Origin of the sequence: Aeromonas eucrenophila (genome assembly GCF_000819865.1) — a bacterium.
Taxonomy (GTDB): Bacteria; Pseudomonadota; Gammaproteobacteria; order Enterobacterales; family Aeromonadaceae; genus Aeromonas; species Aeromonas eucrenophila.
The window spans coordinates 115,135-132,097 of record NZ_CDDF01000018.1 but is presented as its reverse complement, the minus strand read 5'-3'; the positions used below and the strand labels follow the sequence as shown (position 1 = coordinate 132,097).

The 16,963-nt window shown below is 61.3% G+C and carries 16 protein-coding genes and 1 tRNA gene; 12 read left to right on the top strand and 5 right to left on the bottom strand.

The features are described 5' to 3' along the window. The first annotated feature begins 204 nt into the window (after nt 1-204). The 8 genes from BN1124_RS19275 to BN1124_RS19240 all read left to right on the top strand — a co-directional run bounded on the left by BN1124_RS19275 (nt 205) and on the right by BN1124_RS19240 (nt 7,978). Nucleotides 205-1,566: an aspartate aminotransferase family protein gene (locus BN1124_RS19275; RefSeq protein WP_042644598.1), complete on the top strand. Its 1,362-nt coding sequence runs from the start codon at nt 205-207 to the stop codon at nt 1,564-1,566. A gap of 54 nt (nt 1,567-1,620) precedes the next feature. After that, nucleotides 1,621-2,718, top strand: a complete 1,098-nt coding sequence (locus tag BN1124_RS19270) for an extracellular solute-binding protein (protein WP_042644596.1) — start codon at nt 1,621-1,623, stop codon at nt 2,716-2,718. A gap of 130 nt (nt 2,719-2,848) precedes the next feature. Next, on the top strand, nt 2,849-3,928 hold the full coding sequence (locus BN1124_RS19265; protein WP_231553678.1) for a polyamine ABC transporter substrate-binding protein: 1,080 nt from the start codon (nt 2,849-2,851) through the stop codon (nt 3,926-3,928). 58 nt (nt 3,929-3,986) lie between these two features. After that, entirely contained in the window at nt 3,987-5,141 is a 1,155-nt protein-coding gene (potA, locus tag BN1124_RS19260; RefSeq protein WP_042644592.1) for a polyamine ABC transporter ATP-binding protein, read from the top strand. Next, the gene (locus tag BN1124_RS19255; protein ID WP_042644590.1) at nt 5,138-6,043 is read left to right on the top strand and encodes an ABC transporter permease subunit; all 906 of its coding nucleotides are present in this window, start codon (nt 5,138-5,140) and stop codon (nt 6,041-6,043) included. The genes potA and BN1124_RS19255 overlap by 4 nt, the downstream gene beginning before the upstream one ends. 73 nt (nt 6,044-6,116) lie before the next feature. Then, a complete protein-coding gene (locus BN1124_RS19250) occupies nt 6,117-6,959 on the top strand; it encodes an ABC transporter permease subunit (protein WP_042644588.1) in 843 nt (280 codons plus the stop codon). A 75-nt stretch (nt 6,960-7,034) separates the two neighbouring features. Further along, nucleotides 7,035-7,754 (top strand): MOSC domain-containing protein, encoded by a 720-nt coding sequence (locus BN1124_RS19245; RefSeq protein ID WP_042644586.1) that lies wholly within the window; start codon nt 7,035-7,037, stop codon nt 7,752-7,754. Nucleotides 7,755-7,901: 147 nt separating this feature from the next. Continuing rightward, a tRNA-Pro gene (locus BN1124_RS19240) sits at nt 7,902-7,978 on the top strand. Between the two features lie 236 nt (nt 7,979-8,214). On the opposite strand, the gene BN1124_RS19235 is transcribed toward BN1124_RS19240, so the two are convergent. Both BN1124_RS19235 and BN1124_RS19230 read right to left on the bottom strand, forming a co-directional pair. Further along, nucleotides 8,215-8,742, bottom strand: a complete 528-nt coding sequence (locus tag BN1124_RS19235; RefSeq protein WP_033129001.1) for an AbiTii domain-containing protein — start codon at nt 8,740-8,742, stop codon at nt 8,215-8,217. Between the two features lie 122 nt (nt 8,743-8,864). Beyond that, a complete protein-coding gene (locus tag BN1124_RS19230) occupies nt 8,865-9,329 on the bottom strand; it encodes a thioesterase family protein (protein WP_033129000.1) in 465 nt (154 codons plus the stop codon). Between the two features lie 133 nt (nt 9,330-9,462). Here BN1124_RS19230 and recQ point away from each other — a divergent pair, with 133 nt between their 5' ends. Then, nucleotides 9,463-11,310 (top strand): ATP-dependent DNA helicase RecQ, encoded by a 1,848-nt coding sequence (gene recQ / locus BN1124_RS19225; protein WP_042644584.1) that lies wholly within the window; start codon nt 9,463-9,465, stop codon nt 11,308-11,310. A gap of 190 nt (nt 11,311-11,500) precedes the next feature. Here the strand turns inward: recQ and BN1124_RS19220 are convergent, their stop codons facing one another. Next, nucleotides 11,501-11,806 (bottom strand): c-type cytochrome, encoded by a 306-nt coding sequence (locus BN1124_RS19220; protein WP_033128998.1) that lies wholly within the window; start codon nt 11,804-11,806, stop codon nt 11,501-11,503. Nucleotides 11,807-11,917: 111 nt separating this feature from the next. Here BN1124_RS19220 and BN1124_RS19215 point away from each other — a divergent pair, with 111 nt between their 5' ends. The 3 genes from BN1124_RS19215 to BN1124_RS19205 all read left to right on the top strand — a co-directional run bounded on the left by BN1124_RS19215 (nt 11,918) and on the right by BN1124_RS19205 (nt 14,427). After that, complete coding sequence (locus tag BN1124_RS19215) at nt 11,918-13,345, top strand: protein adenylyltransferase SelO (RefSeq protein WP_042644582.1); 1,428 nt, start codon at nt 11,918-11,920, stop codon at nt 13,343-13,345. A gap of 26 nt (nt 13,346-13,371) precedes the next feature. Next, complete coding sequence (locus BN1124_RS19210) at nt 13,372-13,659, top strand: DUF3630 family protein (RefSeq protein WP_042644580.1); 288 nt, start codon at nt 13,372-13,374, stop codon at nt 13,657-13,659. Between the two features lie 93 nt (nt 13,660-13,752). Then, a complete protein-coding gene (locus BN1124_RS19205) occupies nt 13,753-14,427 on the top strand; it encodes a 7-cyano-7-deazaguanine/7-aminomethyl-7-deazaguanine transporter (protein ID WP_033128995.1) in 675 nt (224 codons plus the stop codon). Between the two features lie 281 nt (nt 14,428-14,708). On the opposite strand, the gene rraA is transcribed toward BN1124_RS19205, so the two are convergent. Then, on the bottom strand, nt 14,709-15,194 hold the full coding sequence (rraA, locus tag BN1124_RS19200) for a ribonuclease E activity regulator RraA (RefSeq protein WP_042644578.1): 486 nt from the start codon (nt 15,192-15,194) through the stop codon (nt 14,709-14,711). A gap of 205 nt (nt 15,195-15,399) precedes the next feature. Next, a complete protein-coding gene (gene mgtE, locus BN1124_RS19195; protein WP_042644576.1) occupies nt 15,400-16,824 on the bottom strand; it encodes a magnesium transporter in 1,425 nt (474 codons plus the stop codon). Nucleotides 16,825-16,963 lie beyond the last annotated feature (139 nt).

Below are 16,963 nucleotides of genomic sequence, written 5' to 3'. Positions count from 1 at the left end.
TATGACGACAGCACCAAGCAGAAACAAACCGGGTCGCACGCCGCGCATTATGAGTGGCAGTGCAGGGCGACGAGTACCCGCCGCTCCCGTATGGCGATAGTACCAAGCAGCAGCAAACTGGGTCGCACACCACTCGAGGGTGGTAGTGCATGGAGGCTGATACCGGCCTTTCCCGCTCATATCGAAGGAACCGAGGAGCAAGCAATGCAGCACACCACTCGTGAGTGGCAACAACTGGATGCCAGCCATCACCTGCATCCCTTTACCGATTTTCAGGCGCTGAACAACAAGGGCAGCCGCATCATCACCAAGGCCGAGGGGGTCTATCTGGAAGACTCCGACGGGCGCCGCATTCTGGACGGGATGGCGGGCCTGTGGTGCGTCAACATGGGTTACGGCCGCCAGGAGCTGGTGGACGCCGCCACCAAACAGATGCAGCAACTGCCCTATTACAACCTCTTCTTCCAGACCAGCCATCCGCCCGCTGCCGAGCTGGCGACCCTGCTGGCCGAGATCACGCCGTCTCATCTCAACCATGTCTTCTTCACCGGCTCGGGTTCAGAGTGCAACGACACCGTGCTGCGCATGGTGCGCCACTACTGGGCCAGCAAGGGGCAGCCGGACAAGCAGGTGATCATCAGCCGCCACAACGCCTACCACGGCTCCACCGTGGCGGGGGCCAGCCTGGGTGGGATGAAAGGCATGCACGCCCAGGGCGGGCTGCCGATCCCCGGCATAGTCCACATCGATCAGCCTTACCACTTCGGTGAGGGGCAGGGGGTGAGCGCCCATGAGTTCGGGCTGGAGCGCGCCCGTCAGCTGGAGCTGAAGATCCTGGAACTGGGGGTGGACAAGGTCGCCGCCTTCATCGGCGAGCCCATTCAGGGGGCCGGCGGCGTCATCATCCCGCCCGAGAGCTACTGGCCCGAGATCCAGCGCATCTGTGACAAGTACGGCATCCTGCTGATCGCCGACGAGGTGATCTGCGGTTTCGGTCGCACCGGCCACTGGTTCGCCAGCGAAGACTTTGGCATCAAGCCGGATCTGATGTGCCTGGCCAAGGGCATCACCTCGGGCTATCTGCCGATGGGGGCCGTGATGGTCGGCGACAGAGTCGCCAAGGTGCTGGTGGAAGAGGGGGGCGAGTTCAACCACGGCTTCACCTATTCCGGCCACCCGGTCGCCTGCGCCGTGGCCATCGCCAACATCCAGCTTATGCAGAGGGAGAGCATAGTTAAGCGAATTCATGATAGCATCGGCCCCTATTTGCAACGTCGCTGGAGCGAGCTTGCCGATCACCCGCTGGTGGGAGAAACCCGGGGTAAAGGCCTGGTCGCCGCGTTGGAAATAGTCCAGGACAAGCAGACCAAGCGTCGCTTCCCGGCCCAGCAGCAGGCGGGGATGACCTGTCGGGAGTTCTGCTTTAACAATGGCTTGGTGATGAGGGCGGTCGGCGATACCATGATCATATCGCCCCCCTTGGTGATCACCGAGGAACAGGTAGATGAATTGGTCAAACTGGCCAGGCTCAGTCTGGATCTGACGGCTGCGAAGCTGCAGGAATAGGCTGTACCCGAGCAGGTTGGCTTACGCATACAATTTGCTTAGGAGACAAGGACTATGTCTTTTAAAACGGGAATGCTGGCCGCCTCAGTGGCGCTGGTCATGGTCAGTACTGGGGCGATGGCCGATGACAAGGTACTGCACGTCTACAACTGGAGCGACTATATCGCGCCAAATACCCTGGAAGATTTCCAGAAAGAGACGGGCATCAAGGTCATCTATGACGTGTTCGACAGCAACGAGGTGCTGGAAGCCAAGTTGCTGGCGGGCAGTTCGGGCTATGACATCGTAGTGCCATCGAACCCCTTCCTGGCCAAGCAGATCAAGGCCGGGGTGTTCCAGAAGCTGGACCGCGCCAAGCTGTCGAACTGGAAGAACCTGGACACTACCTTGCTCAAGGCGCTCGAGCCGAGTGACCCGGGCAACTTGTACTCCATCCCCTACCTGTGGGGCACCATCGGCTACGCCTACAACATCGACAAGGTGAAGGCGGTGCTGGGTGCCGATGCGCCGGTGAACTCCTGGGATCTGGTGTTCAAGCCGGAAAATATGGCCAAGTTGAAGGAGTGCGGTGTCTCCTTCCTCGACTCACCGACCGAAATGCTGCCGGCGGCCCTGCAATATCTGGGCTTCAAACCGGATAGCCAGAAGCCGGATGAGTTGAAGAAGGCGGAGGAGTTGTTCCTCTCCATCCGTCCCTATACCGCCTATTTCCACTCTTCGAAATACATTTCGGATCTGGCCAACGGCAACCTGTGCGTGGCGGTCGGTTACTCCGGGGACTTGCAGCAATCCAAGTCCAGGGCGATCGAGGCCAAAAACGGTGTCAATCTGACCTATGTGATCCCGAAAGAGGGGGCAGGCAGCTTCTTCGACATGCTGGCCATCCCGGCCGATGCGAAGAACGTGGAAGAGGCCCATGTCTTCCTCAACTATCTGATGAAGCCTGAGGTGATTGCCAAGATCTCGGATGCGGTCAGCTATCCGAGCGGGAACAAGGCCTCGGTGCCGCTGGTCTCGGAGGCGATCCGCAACGACCCGGGTATCTACCCGAGCGATGAGGTCCTGGCGAAGCTGTACGTCTTCCCGGATCTGCCGGCCAAGGTGCAGCGTCTGATGACCCGCAGCTGGACCAAGATCAAATCAGGCAAGTAGCAAGTAAGTGACGAGTGCCCCTCCCGGTCCGCAGTTCGGCCGGGAGGGTAGTGACCACCCGAACAGGTTGGACGGCGTGTATGGATGCGCGACTGGCAAAATCACAATATGAGGACTGATCAAAGTGCACATGACCAAGATAGCAACGCTGGCCCTGACCCTGGGGTTTGCAAATCTGACCCAGGCAGCCCCTGTGGTTCATTTTTACAACTGGTCCGATTATATCGGCGAGACCACCCTCAGTGACTTTCAGCAGAAGACCGGGATCAAGACCGTCTACGACGTGTTCGACTCCAACGAGACGCTGGAAGGCAAGCTGCTGACCGGGCGAACCGGTTACGATCTGGTCGTGCCCTCCAACAATTTCCTGGCCAAACAGATCAAGGCGGGGGCCTTCCAGAAGCTGGATCCCGCTCTGCTGCCGAACATGGCCAACCTGGATCCCATGCTGCTCAAGCAGCTCGACAAGGTGGATCCGGGTCATCAATACGCCGTGCCCTATCTGTGGGGTACCAACGGCATAGGTTACAACGTCGAGAAGGTGAAGGCCGTGCTCGGGGTCGACAAGATTGACTCCTGGGCCGTCATCTTCGAGCCGGAAAACATGAAGAAGCTGTCCCACTGCGGCGTCGCCTTCCTCGACTCGGCGGACGAGATGATCCCGGCTGCGTTGAACTACCTCGGCCTCAGCCCCAACAGCCATGAGCCGGCCGATCTCAAGCGTGCCGAGGAGCTGCTGTTGAAGGTGCGCCCCTATGTGGCCTACTTCCACTCCTCCAAGTACATCGGCGATCTGGCCAACGGCGACATCTGCGTCGCCGCCGGTTTCTCCGGTGACATACTGCAGGCCGCGGCCCGTGCCGACGAGGCGGGCAAGGGGATCAAGATCGCCTACAGCATCCCGAAGGAGGGTGGCAACCTCTGGTTCGACATGATGGCCATCCCGGTGGACGCCACCAACGTCAAAGAGGCACACGCCCTGATCAACTATATTCTCGAGCCGGAAGTGATCGCCAAGGTGAGCGACTACGTGGGGTATGCGAACCCCAACACCAAGGCGGGAGAATTCATGGACAAGCGCGTGCGCGATGACGAATCAGTCTATCCCCCCCAGGCAGTGCTGGAGCGGCTCTATGTGCAGGATGCACATCCGCGTTCGGTGCAGCGCCTGATCACCCGGAGTTGGACCAAGATCAAGTCCGGAACCTAACCTTGGCGCCCATCCCGGGGCGCCAGATTGTATCGGTATCACGTTTGGGAGTTTGGTAATGGCGATAGCCTCCAGTGCCTACAAGAAAGCCCTCGAGGGCAGCCAGCAGCGTAAAGAAGTGCTGGTCAAAATAGACAGGGTTAGCAAGCAGTTCGACGAAACGCTGGCGGTCGACAACGTCTCTCTCAACATCCATAAGGGCGAGATCTTCGCCTTGCTGGGTGGCTCCGGCTCCGGCAAGTCCACCCTGCTGCGGATGCTGGCCGGGTTCGAGCGCCCCACCGAGGGGCGTCTGTTCCTGGACGGGGTCGACATTACCGACATGCCGCCCTACGAGCGTCCGATCAACATGATGTTCCAGTCCTACGCCCTGTTCCCCCACATGACGGTGGCACAGAACATCGCCTTCGGCCTCAAGCAGGATGGGCTGCCCAAGGCCGAGATCGATGCGCAGGTCGAGGAGATGCTCAAGCTGGTGCAGATGACCCAGTATGCCCGCCGCAAGCCGCACCAGCTGTCCGGTGGCCAGCGCCAGCGGGTGGCACTGGCCCGTTCCCTGGCCAAGCGCCCCAAGCTGCTGCTGCTGGATGAACCCATGGGCGCGCTGGACAAGAAGCTGCGCTCCAGGATGCAGCTCGAACTGGTGGAGATCATCGAGCGAGTCGGCGTGACCTGCGTCATGGTGACCCACGATCAGGAAGAGGCCATGACCATGGCCGAACGGATCGCCATCATGCACCTGGGCTGCATCGAACAGATCGGCAGCCCGATGGACATCTACGAGACCCCGGCCAGCCGCCTGGTGTGTGAGTTCATCGGCAACGTCAACCTGTTTGACGGCCTGCTGGTGGAAGATGAGCAGGACCACGCCACCATCGCCTGTGCGGATCTGGAGCAGCCCATCTACGTGGGCCACGGCATCAGCTCCCGCGCCGAAAACAAGAAGGTGACCTACGCCCTGCGTCCCGAGAAGCTGCTGATGAGCACCCAGAAACCGAGCGATCTGGAGCATCCCGACTTCAACTGGACCAAGGGGCTGGTCTACGACATCGCCTACCTCGGCGGCCACTCCGTTTATCACATCCAGCTGCCTTCGGGCAAAATCGTGCAGGCCTTCATCGCCAATGCCGAACGCCACGGCAAGCGGCCGACCTGGGATGACCAGGTGTTCCTCTATTGGGAAGATGACAGCGGCGTGGTGTTGCAATCATGAAGGCATTGAGACGACTGAAGCGACTGGGCGGGCGCCAGCTGGTGATCGGCGTGCCCTTCTTCTGGCTGTTCCTGTTCTTCCTGCTGCCCTTCATCATAGTGGTGAAGATCAGCTTCGCCGAAGCGGACGTGGCCATCCCGCCCTACACCGACGTGGTGAGCTGGGCCGACAATCAGCTCACCATCCTGCTCAACATGGGCAACTACCTGCTGTTGCAGGAGGATGAACTCTACATCGCGGCCTACCTTGGCTCCCTCAAGATGGCCCTCATCAGCACCATTCTCTGTCTGCTGATCGGCTATCCCATGGCCTATTCCATCGCCCGGGCCAACAAGGAGACCCAGACCGTTCTGCTGCTGCTCATCATGATGCCGACCTGGACCGCGATCCTGATTCGGGTCTACGCCTGGATGGGGATCCTCAGCAACAACGGCCTGCTCAACAGCCTGCTGATGGGCATTGGCCTGATCGACGAGCCGCTGACCATCCTCAACACCAATCTGGCGGTCTATATCGGCATCGTTTACTCCTACCTGCCGTTCATGGTGCTGCCGCTCTACGCCAACCTGGTCAAACACGATCAGAGCCTGCTGGAGGCGGCCTCGGATCTCGGCGCCCGCAACCTGACCCGGTTCTGGCAGATCACGGTACCGCTCTCCAAGAACGGCATCATCGCTGGCTGCATGCTGGTGTTCATCCCCGTGGTGGGTGAGTTCGTCATCCCGGAACTGCTCGGCGGCCCCGAGACCCTGATGATCGGCAAGGTGCTGTGGCAGGAGTTCTTCAACAACCGTGACTGGCCGGTGGCTTCCGCCTTGGCGGTGGTGATGCTGGCGGTGCTGATAGTCCCGATTATCCTGTTCAACCGCAACCAGGCGAAGGAATTGGAGGGCAAGGTATGAAAAAGGAGCTGCTGATAGTCCCCCTGTCATCCCTGTTCAACTGCAACCAGGCCAAAGAGCTGGAGGGTAAAGTATGAGGCGCTTCGGTTTTGCCAAGCTGATGCTGTGGCTGGGGTTGCTGTTTATCTACCTGCCCATGCTGATCATGGTGATCTACTCCTTCAACGCCTCCAAGCTGGTGACGGTGTGGGGAGGCTGGTCCCTGAAGTGGTACTTCGGCCTGCTCGACAACAAGCAGCTGATTGGCTCTGTGTTGCGCTCGCTGGAGATCGCCTTCTATACCGCCATCGCGGCGGTGGCGCTGGGAACCATGGCGGCCTTCGTGCTGACCCGGATCCCGCACTTCCGCGGCCGCACCCTGTTCGGGGGCCTGGTGACGGCGCCCCTGGTCATGCCGGAGGTGATCACCGGTCTGTCACTGCTGCTGCTGTTCGTGGCCATGGCCCAGCTGATTGGCTGGCCGGCCGAGCGGGGCATGTTGACCATCTGGATCGCTCACACCACCTTCTGTACCGCCTACGTGGCGATCGTGGTGTCGGCACGACTGCGGGAACTGGATCTCTCCATCGAGGAGGCGGCCATGGATCTGGGGGCCAAACCCTGGAAGGTGTTCTTCCTGATCACCATCCCGATGATAGCCCCCTCGCTGGCGGCGGGTGGCATGATGTCCTTCGCCCTGTCGCTCGATGATCTGGTGCTGGCGAGCTTCGTGTCGGGTCCTGGCTCTACCACCCTGCCGATGGAAGTCTTCTCGGCGGTGCGCCTCGGCGTGAAACCCGAGATCAACGCGGTGGCCAGCCTGATCCTGCTGTCGGTGTCGCTGTTCACCTTCAGTAGCTGGTATTTGATGGCCAGGGCGGAGAAACGCCGCCGCGCCGAGATCGCCATGACTACCCAGATGCAAGCCGTCGCCTGACGTCCTGTTTGGGGCTTGCGTCCAAGCGTCGACAGCCCCTAAGATCCGCATTCTCTCATCCAGCAGGAGGATAGAATGCGGATCTCCCTCTTTATTGGCCAAGGCGCCGAACTGAATCCCGAATTGGCTCCCGGCCTCGTCAGTGCCATCCACAAGCAAGCCGCCGACAGGCCCCTGTGGTGCAGTTTCTCGGGTCTGGCTGGCGATGAGCAGAGCGACCAGCGCCATCACGGTGGCCCGGACAGAGCGCTGCATTATTATCCCGCCGATCACTATCTCTGGTGGCAGACCTGGCAACGTGCGCTGGGCTTGCCCATTCCCCGCACTCCCTGGCAACCGGCCGCCTTTGGCGAGAACCTCTCCGGCCTCGGGCTGACCGAGACGCAAGCCTGCATCGGCGATGTCTACCGCCTCGGCGAGGCCCTGATCCAGATCAGCCAGCCGAGATCCCCTTGCTTCAAGCTGAATCAGCGCTTTGGCTATGCGCACCTCTCGCAGGTGATGCAGCTCAATGGCCGTTGTGGCTGGCTGCTGCGAGTGCTGGAGGAGGGTGAGGTGGCGCCGGGTGCCGAGCTGCAACTGGTCGACAGGCCCTATCCCGAACTGACAGTGAAGCGCACCGCCGACATCCTGTTCAACCAGGTGCGCAACGAGGATGACCTGCAGTTGCTGCTGGATAACTCGGCGCTCTCGCCGAACTGGCGCCAGCACGCGGCCAACTGGCTGGAGCACGGGGTGGTGGCGGATTGGCGGCGCCGTCTGCTGGGGCCGGTCGAGTTCCAGCTACCGGTGTAAGGGGGATCACGGCCCTCTCCTGTTGCAGCCCATGCCGAGCGTGCGAAAAATGCTGAATTGTTGAGCGATAAGTGATTTTTTCCCGCCAGAGACAAAAAAGGCTTGTGTATGGTCGGGGCTTTCGGTAAATTCTCGCCCCGCAGACATCGGTGTGTAGCGCAGCTTGGTAGCGCACTTCGTTCGGGACGAAGGGGTCGGAGGTTCGAATCCTCTCACACCGACCATATTAGAAAAGGCCGCTCGTAGAGCGGCCTTTTCGCATTTGAAATCTGGCCGGGACTTCGGTCAACCTAAGGCAGGATCGACCTCGATGCATTGCCCGGACCGAATGCCAGCCAGTAAAAGGGCCACCGCTCGGTGGCCCACTGGTGGAGTCTGATGTTGACTCCGGCACTCTAGATTGTGGCAATCTCGTTGTGGGTCTTGTCTATGGTGCCCTCCTTGCGCCCAAGGCGCTTGCTTAGATGTGCCAGTGTTGATGGCGCAATGCCTTGAAGCCGTGTTGAGTTTGCAGGGCCGCATGCTTGGGGTACTCGCTGATGAAGTGGCCGAGACCCTCCACCAGTTGTGAGCGCAACGAAGACACGGGCTCATGCCAGGCTTGCAGGCAGAGATGGCCGGGGATCAACTGCTCTCGATACGCTTCCAGCAGCTGTTCTGGCCAGGGTTCTATACCGGAATCATGACGCAGTAAATAGTGGGCGGCGGGTTCACGGGCATAGATGAACTGAACTTGGGCCAGGTCGCGTTGGCTCAGCGTTTGACTGCCGATATGGCAGGTCAAAAATTTTCCCGTCTTCAGGTTCAAGAAGTGACCGCGTTGCCGACAGGCGATGATGCGATACCAAGGCAGGGGCGAGCAAAGAGAATACCCCTCCAGCTCCTGTTCCAACCAGTGGCGACACTCAGGTGTATGCACCTCGTCGAGCATGAACTCGAGCTGTGTCAGTAAGGCTCTGGATGGTTTGGTAGCCAGTGTCGCGCTCATCGTCTGCAATCCTCCCTCTGCACACAATCCCGACTTTCAGTATGGACCCCGAGACGGCGCGGGGGTAGGGATTCTATTGATTAAAATCAGCTTAGAAGTGCATTTTTTATGCAATAAAGCCCTTAGCCGACGAGATAAGTACCGGTTCCGAAGGCGATGTGAGTCCCCTCCTCGTTGTGCAGTTCCATGCGGGCGACGGCCACCTTGCTGCCGGCACGGATGATGTGGGCGGTGGCGATGAACTCGTTGCCGCGGCCGGGACGCAGGTAGTCGACCCGCAGATCTATGGTACCGAGGCGGGAGAAGCGCTCCTTGAGATAGCTGGGGGAGAAGTCCTCCAGCTCGTCGATGCAGGAGGCGGCCACTATCATGCCCCCTGCCACGTCCAGCAGGCTGGCGGTGACGCCCCCGTGCAGGATGTTGTGGAAGGGGTTGCCGATGAGCTTGTCTTCCATCTTGATGCGCAGCTCCACCTTTTCGAAGTCATAGTGAGTCACCTGCATGCCGATCAGCTTGTTGAATGGCATCCGCTCGGCAAACAGGTTGGCGATGCCACTGAGCGCCATCTTCTTCAGCATGTGTTTCATTCCCTGATCCCAATCCCTGGCAGTCAAGCCGAGTAAAAACTCCAGCCAGTCTGCAACAGTTCCGTAACAGTCGCAATGGCAGGTTTATTGTGAGCGGCGGCTGCTTTAGAATGGCGACCCCAAAGGAGAGCCCATGACCGCCATCGCCGACATCCAGCCCGACTCTCAGCCCGATGCTGTGCCAGAGACGCCACTTGCCCTGCTGCAGGCGGTGTTCGGCTACCAGCAATTCCGGCCGGGCCAGCTGGAGATCATCGAGCAGATAGTGGCGGGACGCGATGCTTTGGTGCTCAAGCCCACCGGCGGCGGCAAGTCGCTCTGCTACCAGATCCCGGCCCTGCTGCGCCCCGGTCTGGGGGTCGTGGTATCCCCCCTTATCTCGCTGATGAAGGATCAGGTCGATAGCCTGCGCGCCAACGGCGTGGCGGCGGTCTATATCAACTCGGCCCTGAGCCGGGAGGAGATGATCCAGAACTTCGCCGCCATGCGCCGCGGCGAGATCAAGCTGGTCTATGTCTCGCCGGAAAGGCTGTTGCAGCACGAGTTCATGGATCGGCTGGCGGAGCTGCCGCTCGGCCTGTTCGCCATCGACGAGGCCCATTGCGTCTCCCAGTGGGGGCACGATTTTCGGCCGGAATACGCAGCGCTCGGGCGGCTAAAGCAGTGGTTCCCTCAGGTGCCCGTGGTGGCACTCACCGCCACCGCCGACGACGCGACCCGCAGCGACATGCTGCACCGGCTTGAGCTCAATGACCCCTTTATCCACACCGCCAGCTTCGACAGACCGAACATCCGTTACAGCCTGGTGGAGAAGTTCAAGGCGGCGGAGCAGCTGCTGCGCTACGTGCAGAGCCAGAAGGGCAACTGCGGCATCGTCTACTGCTCCAGCCGCAACCGGGTGGAGGAGGTGGCGGAGCGCCTCTCCCGCCACGGCTGCAAGGCGGCGCCCTACCATGCGGGCCTGCCGCTGGAGCAACGGCTGCGCACCCAGGATGCCTTCCTCAAGGACGACGTCGAGATAGTGGTGGCGACGGTGGCGTTCGGCATGGGCATCGACAAGCCGAACGTGCGCTTCGTGGTGCACTACGACATCCCCAAGAACATCGAATCCTACTATCAGGAGACCGGTCGTGCGGGTCGCGACGGCACCCCGGCCGAGGCGCTGCTGCTGTACGATCCCGCCGACATAGGTCGGGTGCGCCGCCTGCTCGACAACATCGAGAACCCGCAGCAGCTGCAGGTCGAGCAGTACAAGTTGAACGTGATGGCGGCCTTCGCCGAGGCGCAGACCTGCCGCCGCCAGGTGCTGCTGAACTACTTCGGCGAGTACAACGACAAGCCCTGCGGCAACTGCGACATCTGCCTGGATCCTCCCAAGAGCTACGACGGCACCCAAGACGCTCAGAAGGCGCTCTCCTGCGTCTGGCGGGTGGGGCAGAACTTCGGGGTGGGCTACGTGGTGGAGGTGCTGCGCGGCTCGCTCAACCAGCGCATCAAGGATCACGGCCACGACAAGTTGTCGACCTACGGCATCGGCAAGGATCAGAGCCACGAATACTGGATGAGCGTCATCCGCCAGCTGATCCACAAGGGGCTGCTGACCCAGAACATCACCCGCAACCTGGTGTTGCAGCTGACCGAGGCGGCCCGCCCTGTGCTGCGCGGCGAGCTGGCGCTGACCCTGGCGGTGCCGCGGCTGCAGCCCATCTCCAGTCGCAAGGAGAAGCGCAGCAGCCTGCTCGACAGCGCGAACTACGACAAGCGGCTGTTCAAGGAGCTGCGCAACCTGCGCAAGCAGATCGCCGAGGAGGAAGAGGTGCCGCCCTACGTGGTGTTCAACGACGCCACCCTGGTGGAGATGGCGCAACTCATGCCGATGACGGAAGACGAGCTGCTGGCGGTGAACGGGGTCGGCCACCGCAAGCTGGAGCGCTTCGGCGAGGCCTTTATGGACCTGATCATCGAGTACTGCCGGCGGTAGAAGTGCCTTTCAGGAAGACGATCTCCCGCCGGTAGCGGAGCCACAGGGGGAGATGGGGTCAGCGGCGATGCCGATGACCGAAGGCGAGCAACTGATGCCCAATCGGGTGGGCGACCACCTCGTCAAAGGCAGCGGAACGAGCTGTCTTGTGAGAGCCTGGTGAATTAATTCACTATATAGACGATATTTTTCACTGCTTCAGGCTGGCGTAGTAAGCGGCCAGATTCTCCAGATCCGCCTCGGTCAGCGGTGCCATAAAGGGCGCCATCATGGGATCCTTGCGCTGACCGTCCTTGAACGCCTTCAGTTGCTTGAGGAGATAGGGGGCATTCTGTCCCGCCAGATTGGGATAGATGGGCACGCTGGCCTTGCCCTCGGGTCCATGGCAGGCGGCGCACAGCACGGCCTTCGCCTTGCCCGCGTCCACATCGGCCGCCCTGGCGTGCTGACCCGAGAACAGTGCCAGCAGTGGCAGGACATAGACCCATTTTTGCATCTTCATTTTCCTCGATTTGAAATAGAAATAGCGTCATCCGCGTTGGCCCAAGAGGGGACAACGGCGGTATAAAGAGTGACACGAGCATACGCAGGGACGACCCTCACCACCATGAAGCTGATCAATACTTTCGCCACCGAACTGCCCTGGGCCTGTGAAGCCGTGGCGCCCCAACCCCTGCACAACGCCAGACTGCTGCACCTCAACCACGACTTGCTGCGCGAGCTGGGGCTGGATGAGGTCAGCGAGGCGGACTGGCTCGCCTGTTGCGGCCTGGGCCAACCGCTGGCGGACATGCAGCCGGTGGCCCAGGTCTATGCGGGCCATCAGTTCGGCGGCTACAGCCCGCGGCTCGGCGATGGCCGCGCCATGTTGCTCGGGGAGCAACAAGCCCCCGATGGCAGCCGCTGGGATCTGCACCTGAAGGGGGCGGGCAAGACGCCCTTCTCCCGCTTCGGCGATGGCCGGGCGGTGCTGCGCTCCAGCATCCGCGAGTACTTGGCCTCGGAAGCACTGCACGCCCTCGGCATCCCCAGCACCCGCGCTTTGGTGCTGGTGGGCAGTGACGAGCCCATCTACCGGGAGCAGACCGAGAGCGGGGCGACCGTGCTGCGCACAGCGCCGAGTCACCTGCGCTTCGGCCACGTCGAGTATTTCGCCTGGAGCGGGCAGGGGGAGAAGATCCCCGCCCTCATCGACTACCTGCTGCGCCACCACTTCCCCGAACTGAACGACGGGGCCGAGCTGTTTACCGAGGTGGTGCGGCGCACCGCGCGGCTCATCGCCAAGTGGCAGGCCGCCGGCTTCTGCCACGGGGTGCTGAACACCGACAACATGTCCCTGCTGGGGCTGACCCTGGATTACGGCCCCTACGGCTTCATCGACGCCTATGTGCCGGACTTTGTCTGCAATCACTCGGATCCGGGCGGTCGCTACGCACTGGATCAGCAGCCGGCGGTCGGCTACTGGAACCTGCAAAAGCTCGCCCAGGCGCTGGCGGGCCAGGTGGAGGGCGAGGCTCTGGCAGGGGCGCTGGCCCAGTACGAGCACCAGCTGATGCTGCACTACTCGGAGCTGATGCGTGAAAAGCTCGGCCTGGGCACTTGGGAGGATCAGGATCCGGCCCTGTTCCGCGAGCTGTTCCAGCTGCTGGCGAACCAGCGAGTGGACTATCACCTCTTCCTGCGCCGGTTGGGTGAGCTGACCCTTGCAGGAGACTGGCCCGCCCCCTTGCTGGCGCTGCTGCCGGATCCAGCCCTCTGGCAGGAGTGGCTGACGAGCTATCGGGAGCGCCTGATCCGGGAAGGGAGTGAAGACGTTGCCCGCAAGGGGCGGATGGACGCGGTCAATCCCAAGTACGTGCTGCGCAACGCCCTGGCCCAACAGGTGATAGCGGCCGCCGAGCGGGGCGACATGGCGCCGTTCGAGCGGCTGTTTGCGGCCCTGCGGCGCCCCTACGACGAGCAACCGGAATATGAGGATCTCGCCACCCCGGCACCTGCCTGGTATTGCGGCGGCGAGCTTTCTTGCAGTAGCTGAGAGATGCAGCAGTGGAGGGATGAAAGATGACTTGGCATATCACGCAGGTAAACATGGAGCCAGCGGTGCTGATGCTGGACTGCCCCGGGCTCTGTTGGGACAACTTCCCTACCCTGGCCGATGCCTTGTTGAAGGCGTGGGAGCTAGAGCCCGTCGAGCGGGACTGGGGGGCGGATCGCCACAGCTGGCTGCTGGCGTTTGAGGGCAGCCCGCTGCGGCTGGAGTTCGAGCATCACGGTGGCTGCTGGCTGGAGGCGGTGCACCCGGATGATAACGAGGTGGTGCTCTGGCTCGGCCGGCAGCATAAGGATTGAACTATCAGTTTTGGGGCGTATAATCTCGCCCCTCAATTATCGCCATGGTGGCGGTATGGGTTCCCTAACCCCATTAACCAAAAAGGTCACAATATGAATCTGACCCCTGCTCAGCACCAGACGGCGCTGGTGCGTCTCTCGTTGTTCCACATTTTGATCATTGCCAGCAGCAACTATCTGGTGCAGCTGCCGATCACCATCTTTGGCTTCCACACCACCTGGGGCGCCTTCAGCTTCCCGTTCATCTTTCTGGCCACCGATCTGACGGTGCGGATCTTCGGCGCCGGGCTGGCGCGCAAGATCATCCAGACCGTGATGCTGCCTGCGCTGGCGGTTTCCTACGTGCTCTCGGTGCTGTTCTTCGAGGGCAGCTACCAGGGCATGGGCAACCTGGCGGAGTTCAACCTGTTCGTGGCGCGCATCGCCCTGGCCAGCTTCATGGCCTATCTGGTGGGCCAGTTCATGGACGTGGTGGTGTTCAACCGCCTGCGGCTGCTCAAGGCCTGGTGGGTGGCACCGGCGGCCTCGACCCTGTTCGGCAACCTGGTGGACACCATCGCCTTCTTCAGCATCGCCTTCTGGCGCAGCACGGATCCCTTCATGGCCGAGCACTGGGTCGAGATAGCGACCGTAGATTATGTGTTCAAGCTGCTGATAAGCCTGGGGTTGTTCGTGCCGCTCTACGGCGTGCTGCTGCGCTACCTCAGCCGCAAGCTGGTGGGAGAGGCCGGCATCGCCGGTTTGCAGACCGCGAGCCGTCAGGCCTGATGAAGATGACCACCCCAGGGTGGTCATTTTTTTTGCATTTCTGGTAAATAAAACTTGCACAGTCAAATGAGAATGATTATTGTTAACTTGTTTTCCGGGAAAGACTTCATTCGTTCCAACGTGATGGACTTCTTGTGAAGGCACGACATTGCTCACATTGCTTCCAGTTAAGGGGCCAGTAGTTTACTGGCCCTCTTTTTTTGTCTTTTTTCAGCCGCTTGCCGCTAAATGACGGCCATAAAAAATGGGAGCCAAGGCTCCCATCTTCAGTCTGTGTCGGTTTATTCGATGTCGAGTGCATCGGGGGAGAGGATCACCCCAGTGGTGTCGGCATAGAGGTGATCATCCGGCAGGAAGGTGACGCCGCCGAAGTTGACCGGCAGATCGGTCTCCCCCACGTCCTTGCTGTCGGCGCCGACCGGGATGGCCGCCAGAGCCTGGATGCCGATGTCCAGATCTTCCAGGATGTCGACCTCACGCACACAGCCGTAGCAGACGATGCCTTCCCAGCCATTCTCTGCCGCCGTGGTGGCGATCTCGCTGTCGATCAGCGCCCGGCGCATGGAGCCGCCGCCGTCGATCAGCAAGACGCGGCCGATGCCGTTCTCCTTGACCAGTTCACGGATGAGGCCATTCGATTCGAAGCATTTGATCGTGGTGATGACACCGCCGAAGGAGGCGCGTCCGCCGAAGGAGCAGAGCATGGGTTCGAGCACATCCACCATGTCCTGATAGATGTCGCACAGTTCTGAAGTATTGTATTCCATTGAGTCAGATCCACCGCTGGAAACAGGTGGGATCCAGTATAAGGAGTGGGGGGGGCATTTCAACGAATATTCCTTGTTCTGGTCAAGGAATCACCGCTTTTGCGGCCGGGGTGGCAGGATGCATTCCCATATTCGACAACGACTTGGCACCACAAAGGAAAGAAGGGAGCCGTACAGGCTCCCTTCTTCATCGGGTGGGCCGCCCCTAGAGCAGGAACAGGGTCGCGAGGCCGAGGAAGATGAAGAAGCCACCGGTGTCGGTGATGGCGGTGATCATCACGCTGGCCCCCACCGCCGGATCCCGGCCGAGGCGAGTCATGGTCATGGGGATGATGACCCCCATCAGGGCCGCGACCAGCAGGTTCAGCATCATGGCGAGCGTCATCACGGCGCCGAGCTGGGCATCCTGATAGAGGAAGTAGGTGGCGACCCCCATGGTGCCGCCCCACACCAGACCATTGACCAGCGCCACCCCCAGCTCGCGCCACAGCAGGAAGGAGACGTTGCCCGGCTGGATGTGCTGCAGCGCCAGCGCCCGCACTATCATGGTGATGGTCTGGTTGCCGGTGTTGCCGCCTATCCCCGCGACTATGGGCATCAGCGCCGCCAGTGCCACCAACTGCGAGATGCTGTGCTCGAACAGCCCTATGACCCGGGAGGCCATGAAGGCGGTACAGAGGTTGAGGGCGAGCCAGGCCCAGCGCGTCTTCACCGCCTTGCTGACGGGGGCAAAGATGTCCTCGTCCTCGCTGATCCCCCCCATGCGGCGCAGATCTGTGTCGCTCTCCTCATAGACCAGATCCACCACCTCGGCGACGGTGAGCCGCCCCATCAGCTTGCCCTTGGCATCCACCACGGCGGCGGAGACGAGATCGTCCCGCTCGAAGGTACGGGCCGCCGCCTCGTCGTTGTCTTCCGGATCGAAGGTGACGGGGTTGCGCTCCATCACCTCGCTCACCTTGGTCGCGGGCTTGTGCAGCAACACTGTGGTGAGCGGCAGCTCCCCCTGCAGCCGGTTGCGGCGATCGGTGACGAACAGCTTGTCGGTGTTGACGGGGATCTTGCCGAGCTGGCGTAGATAGCGCTGCACCGTCGCCAGGCTTATCTCGGCCCGCACCGTGATGATCTCGAAGTCCATCATGGCGCCGACCGTGTGCTTGCCGTAGCGGATCACCTCCCGCACCCGGTCGCGCTGATCGGGGGCCATGGAGGTGAGCAGCCGTCCCATCAGGTTGCGGGGCAGGTATTGGCCGAGGTAGATCTGATCGTCGATGTCGAGGCTGCGCAGGGCCTGCAGCAGCTCCTTGTCGCTCATGCCGCTGATCAGGCTGTCCCACACTGTCTCCGAGGCCTCGACCAGGATCTGGCCATGTTTCTCCGGGTCCACCTGCTGCCAGAGCACGTGGCGCTCGTCCGGTGGCAGGGATTCCAGCGCATCGGCGATGTCGGCGGCCGGCAGGCTGTTGACCAGCCGCGTCAGCTCGCTGGTCTGATCCCGCAGCTCGGCATCCTGTACCCCTTGCGGATCGAGCAGGCTGTCGGTGAGGGCATCGTCGGCCAGCAGCAGGCTGAGGATGCGGGATCTGTCGTGTTCACGCTGTTTGGCGCTGTTCTTGGCGGGGAGAGACATGCAACAGGTTTCCTGAATTCGAATTCGGTGGGCCGGCTGGCCATGCCCCATAGGATACCAGACTCAAAACAAGAGGTTATGACAGTCAACGCAGTAAAAGAAACGCCACCCTCAGGGTGGCGTTGTCAATACAGGCGGG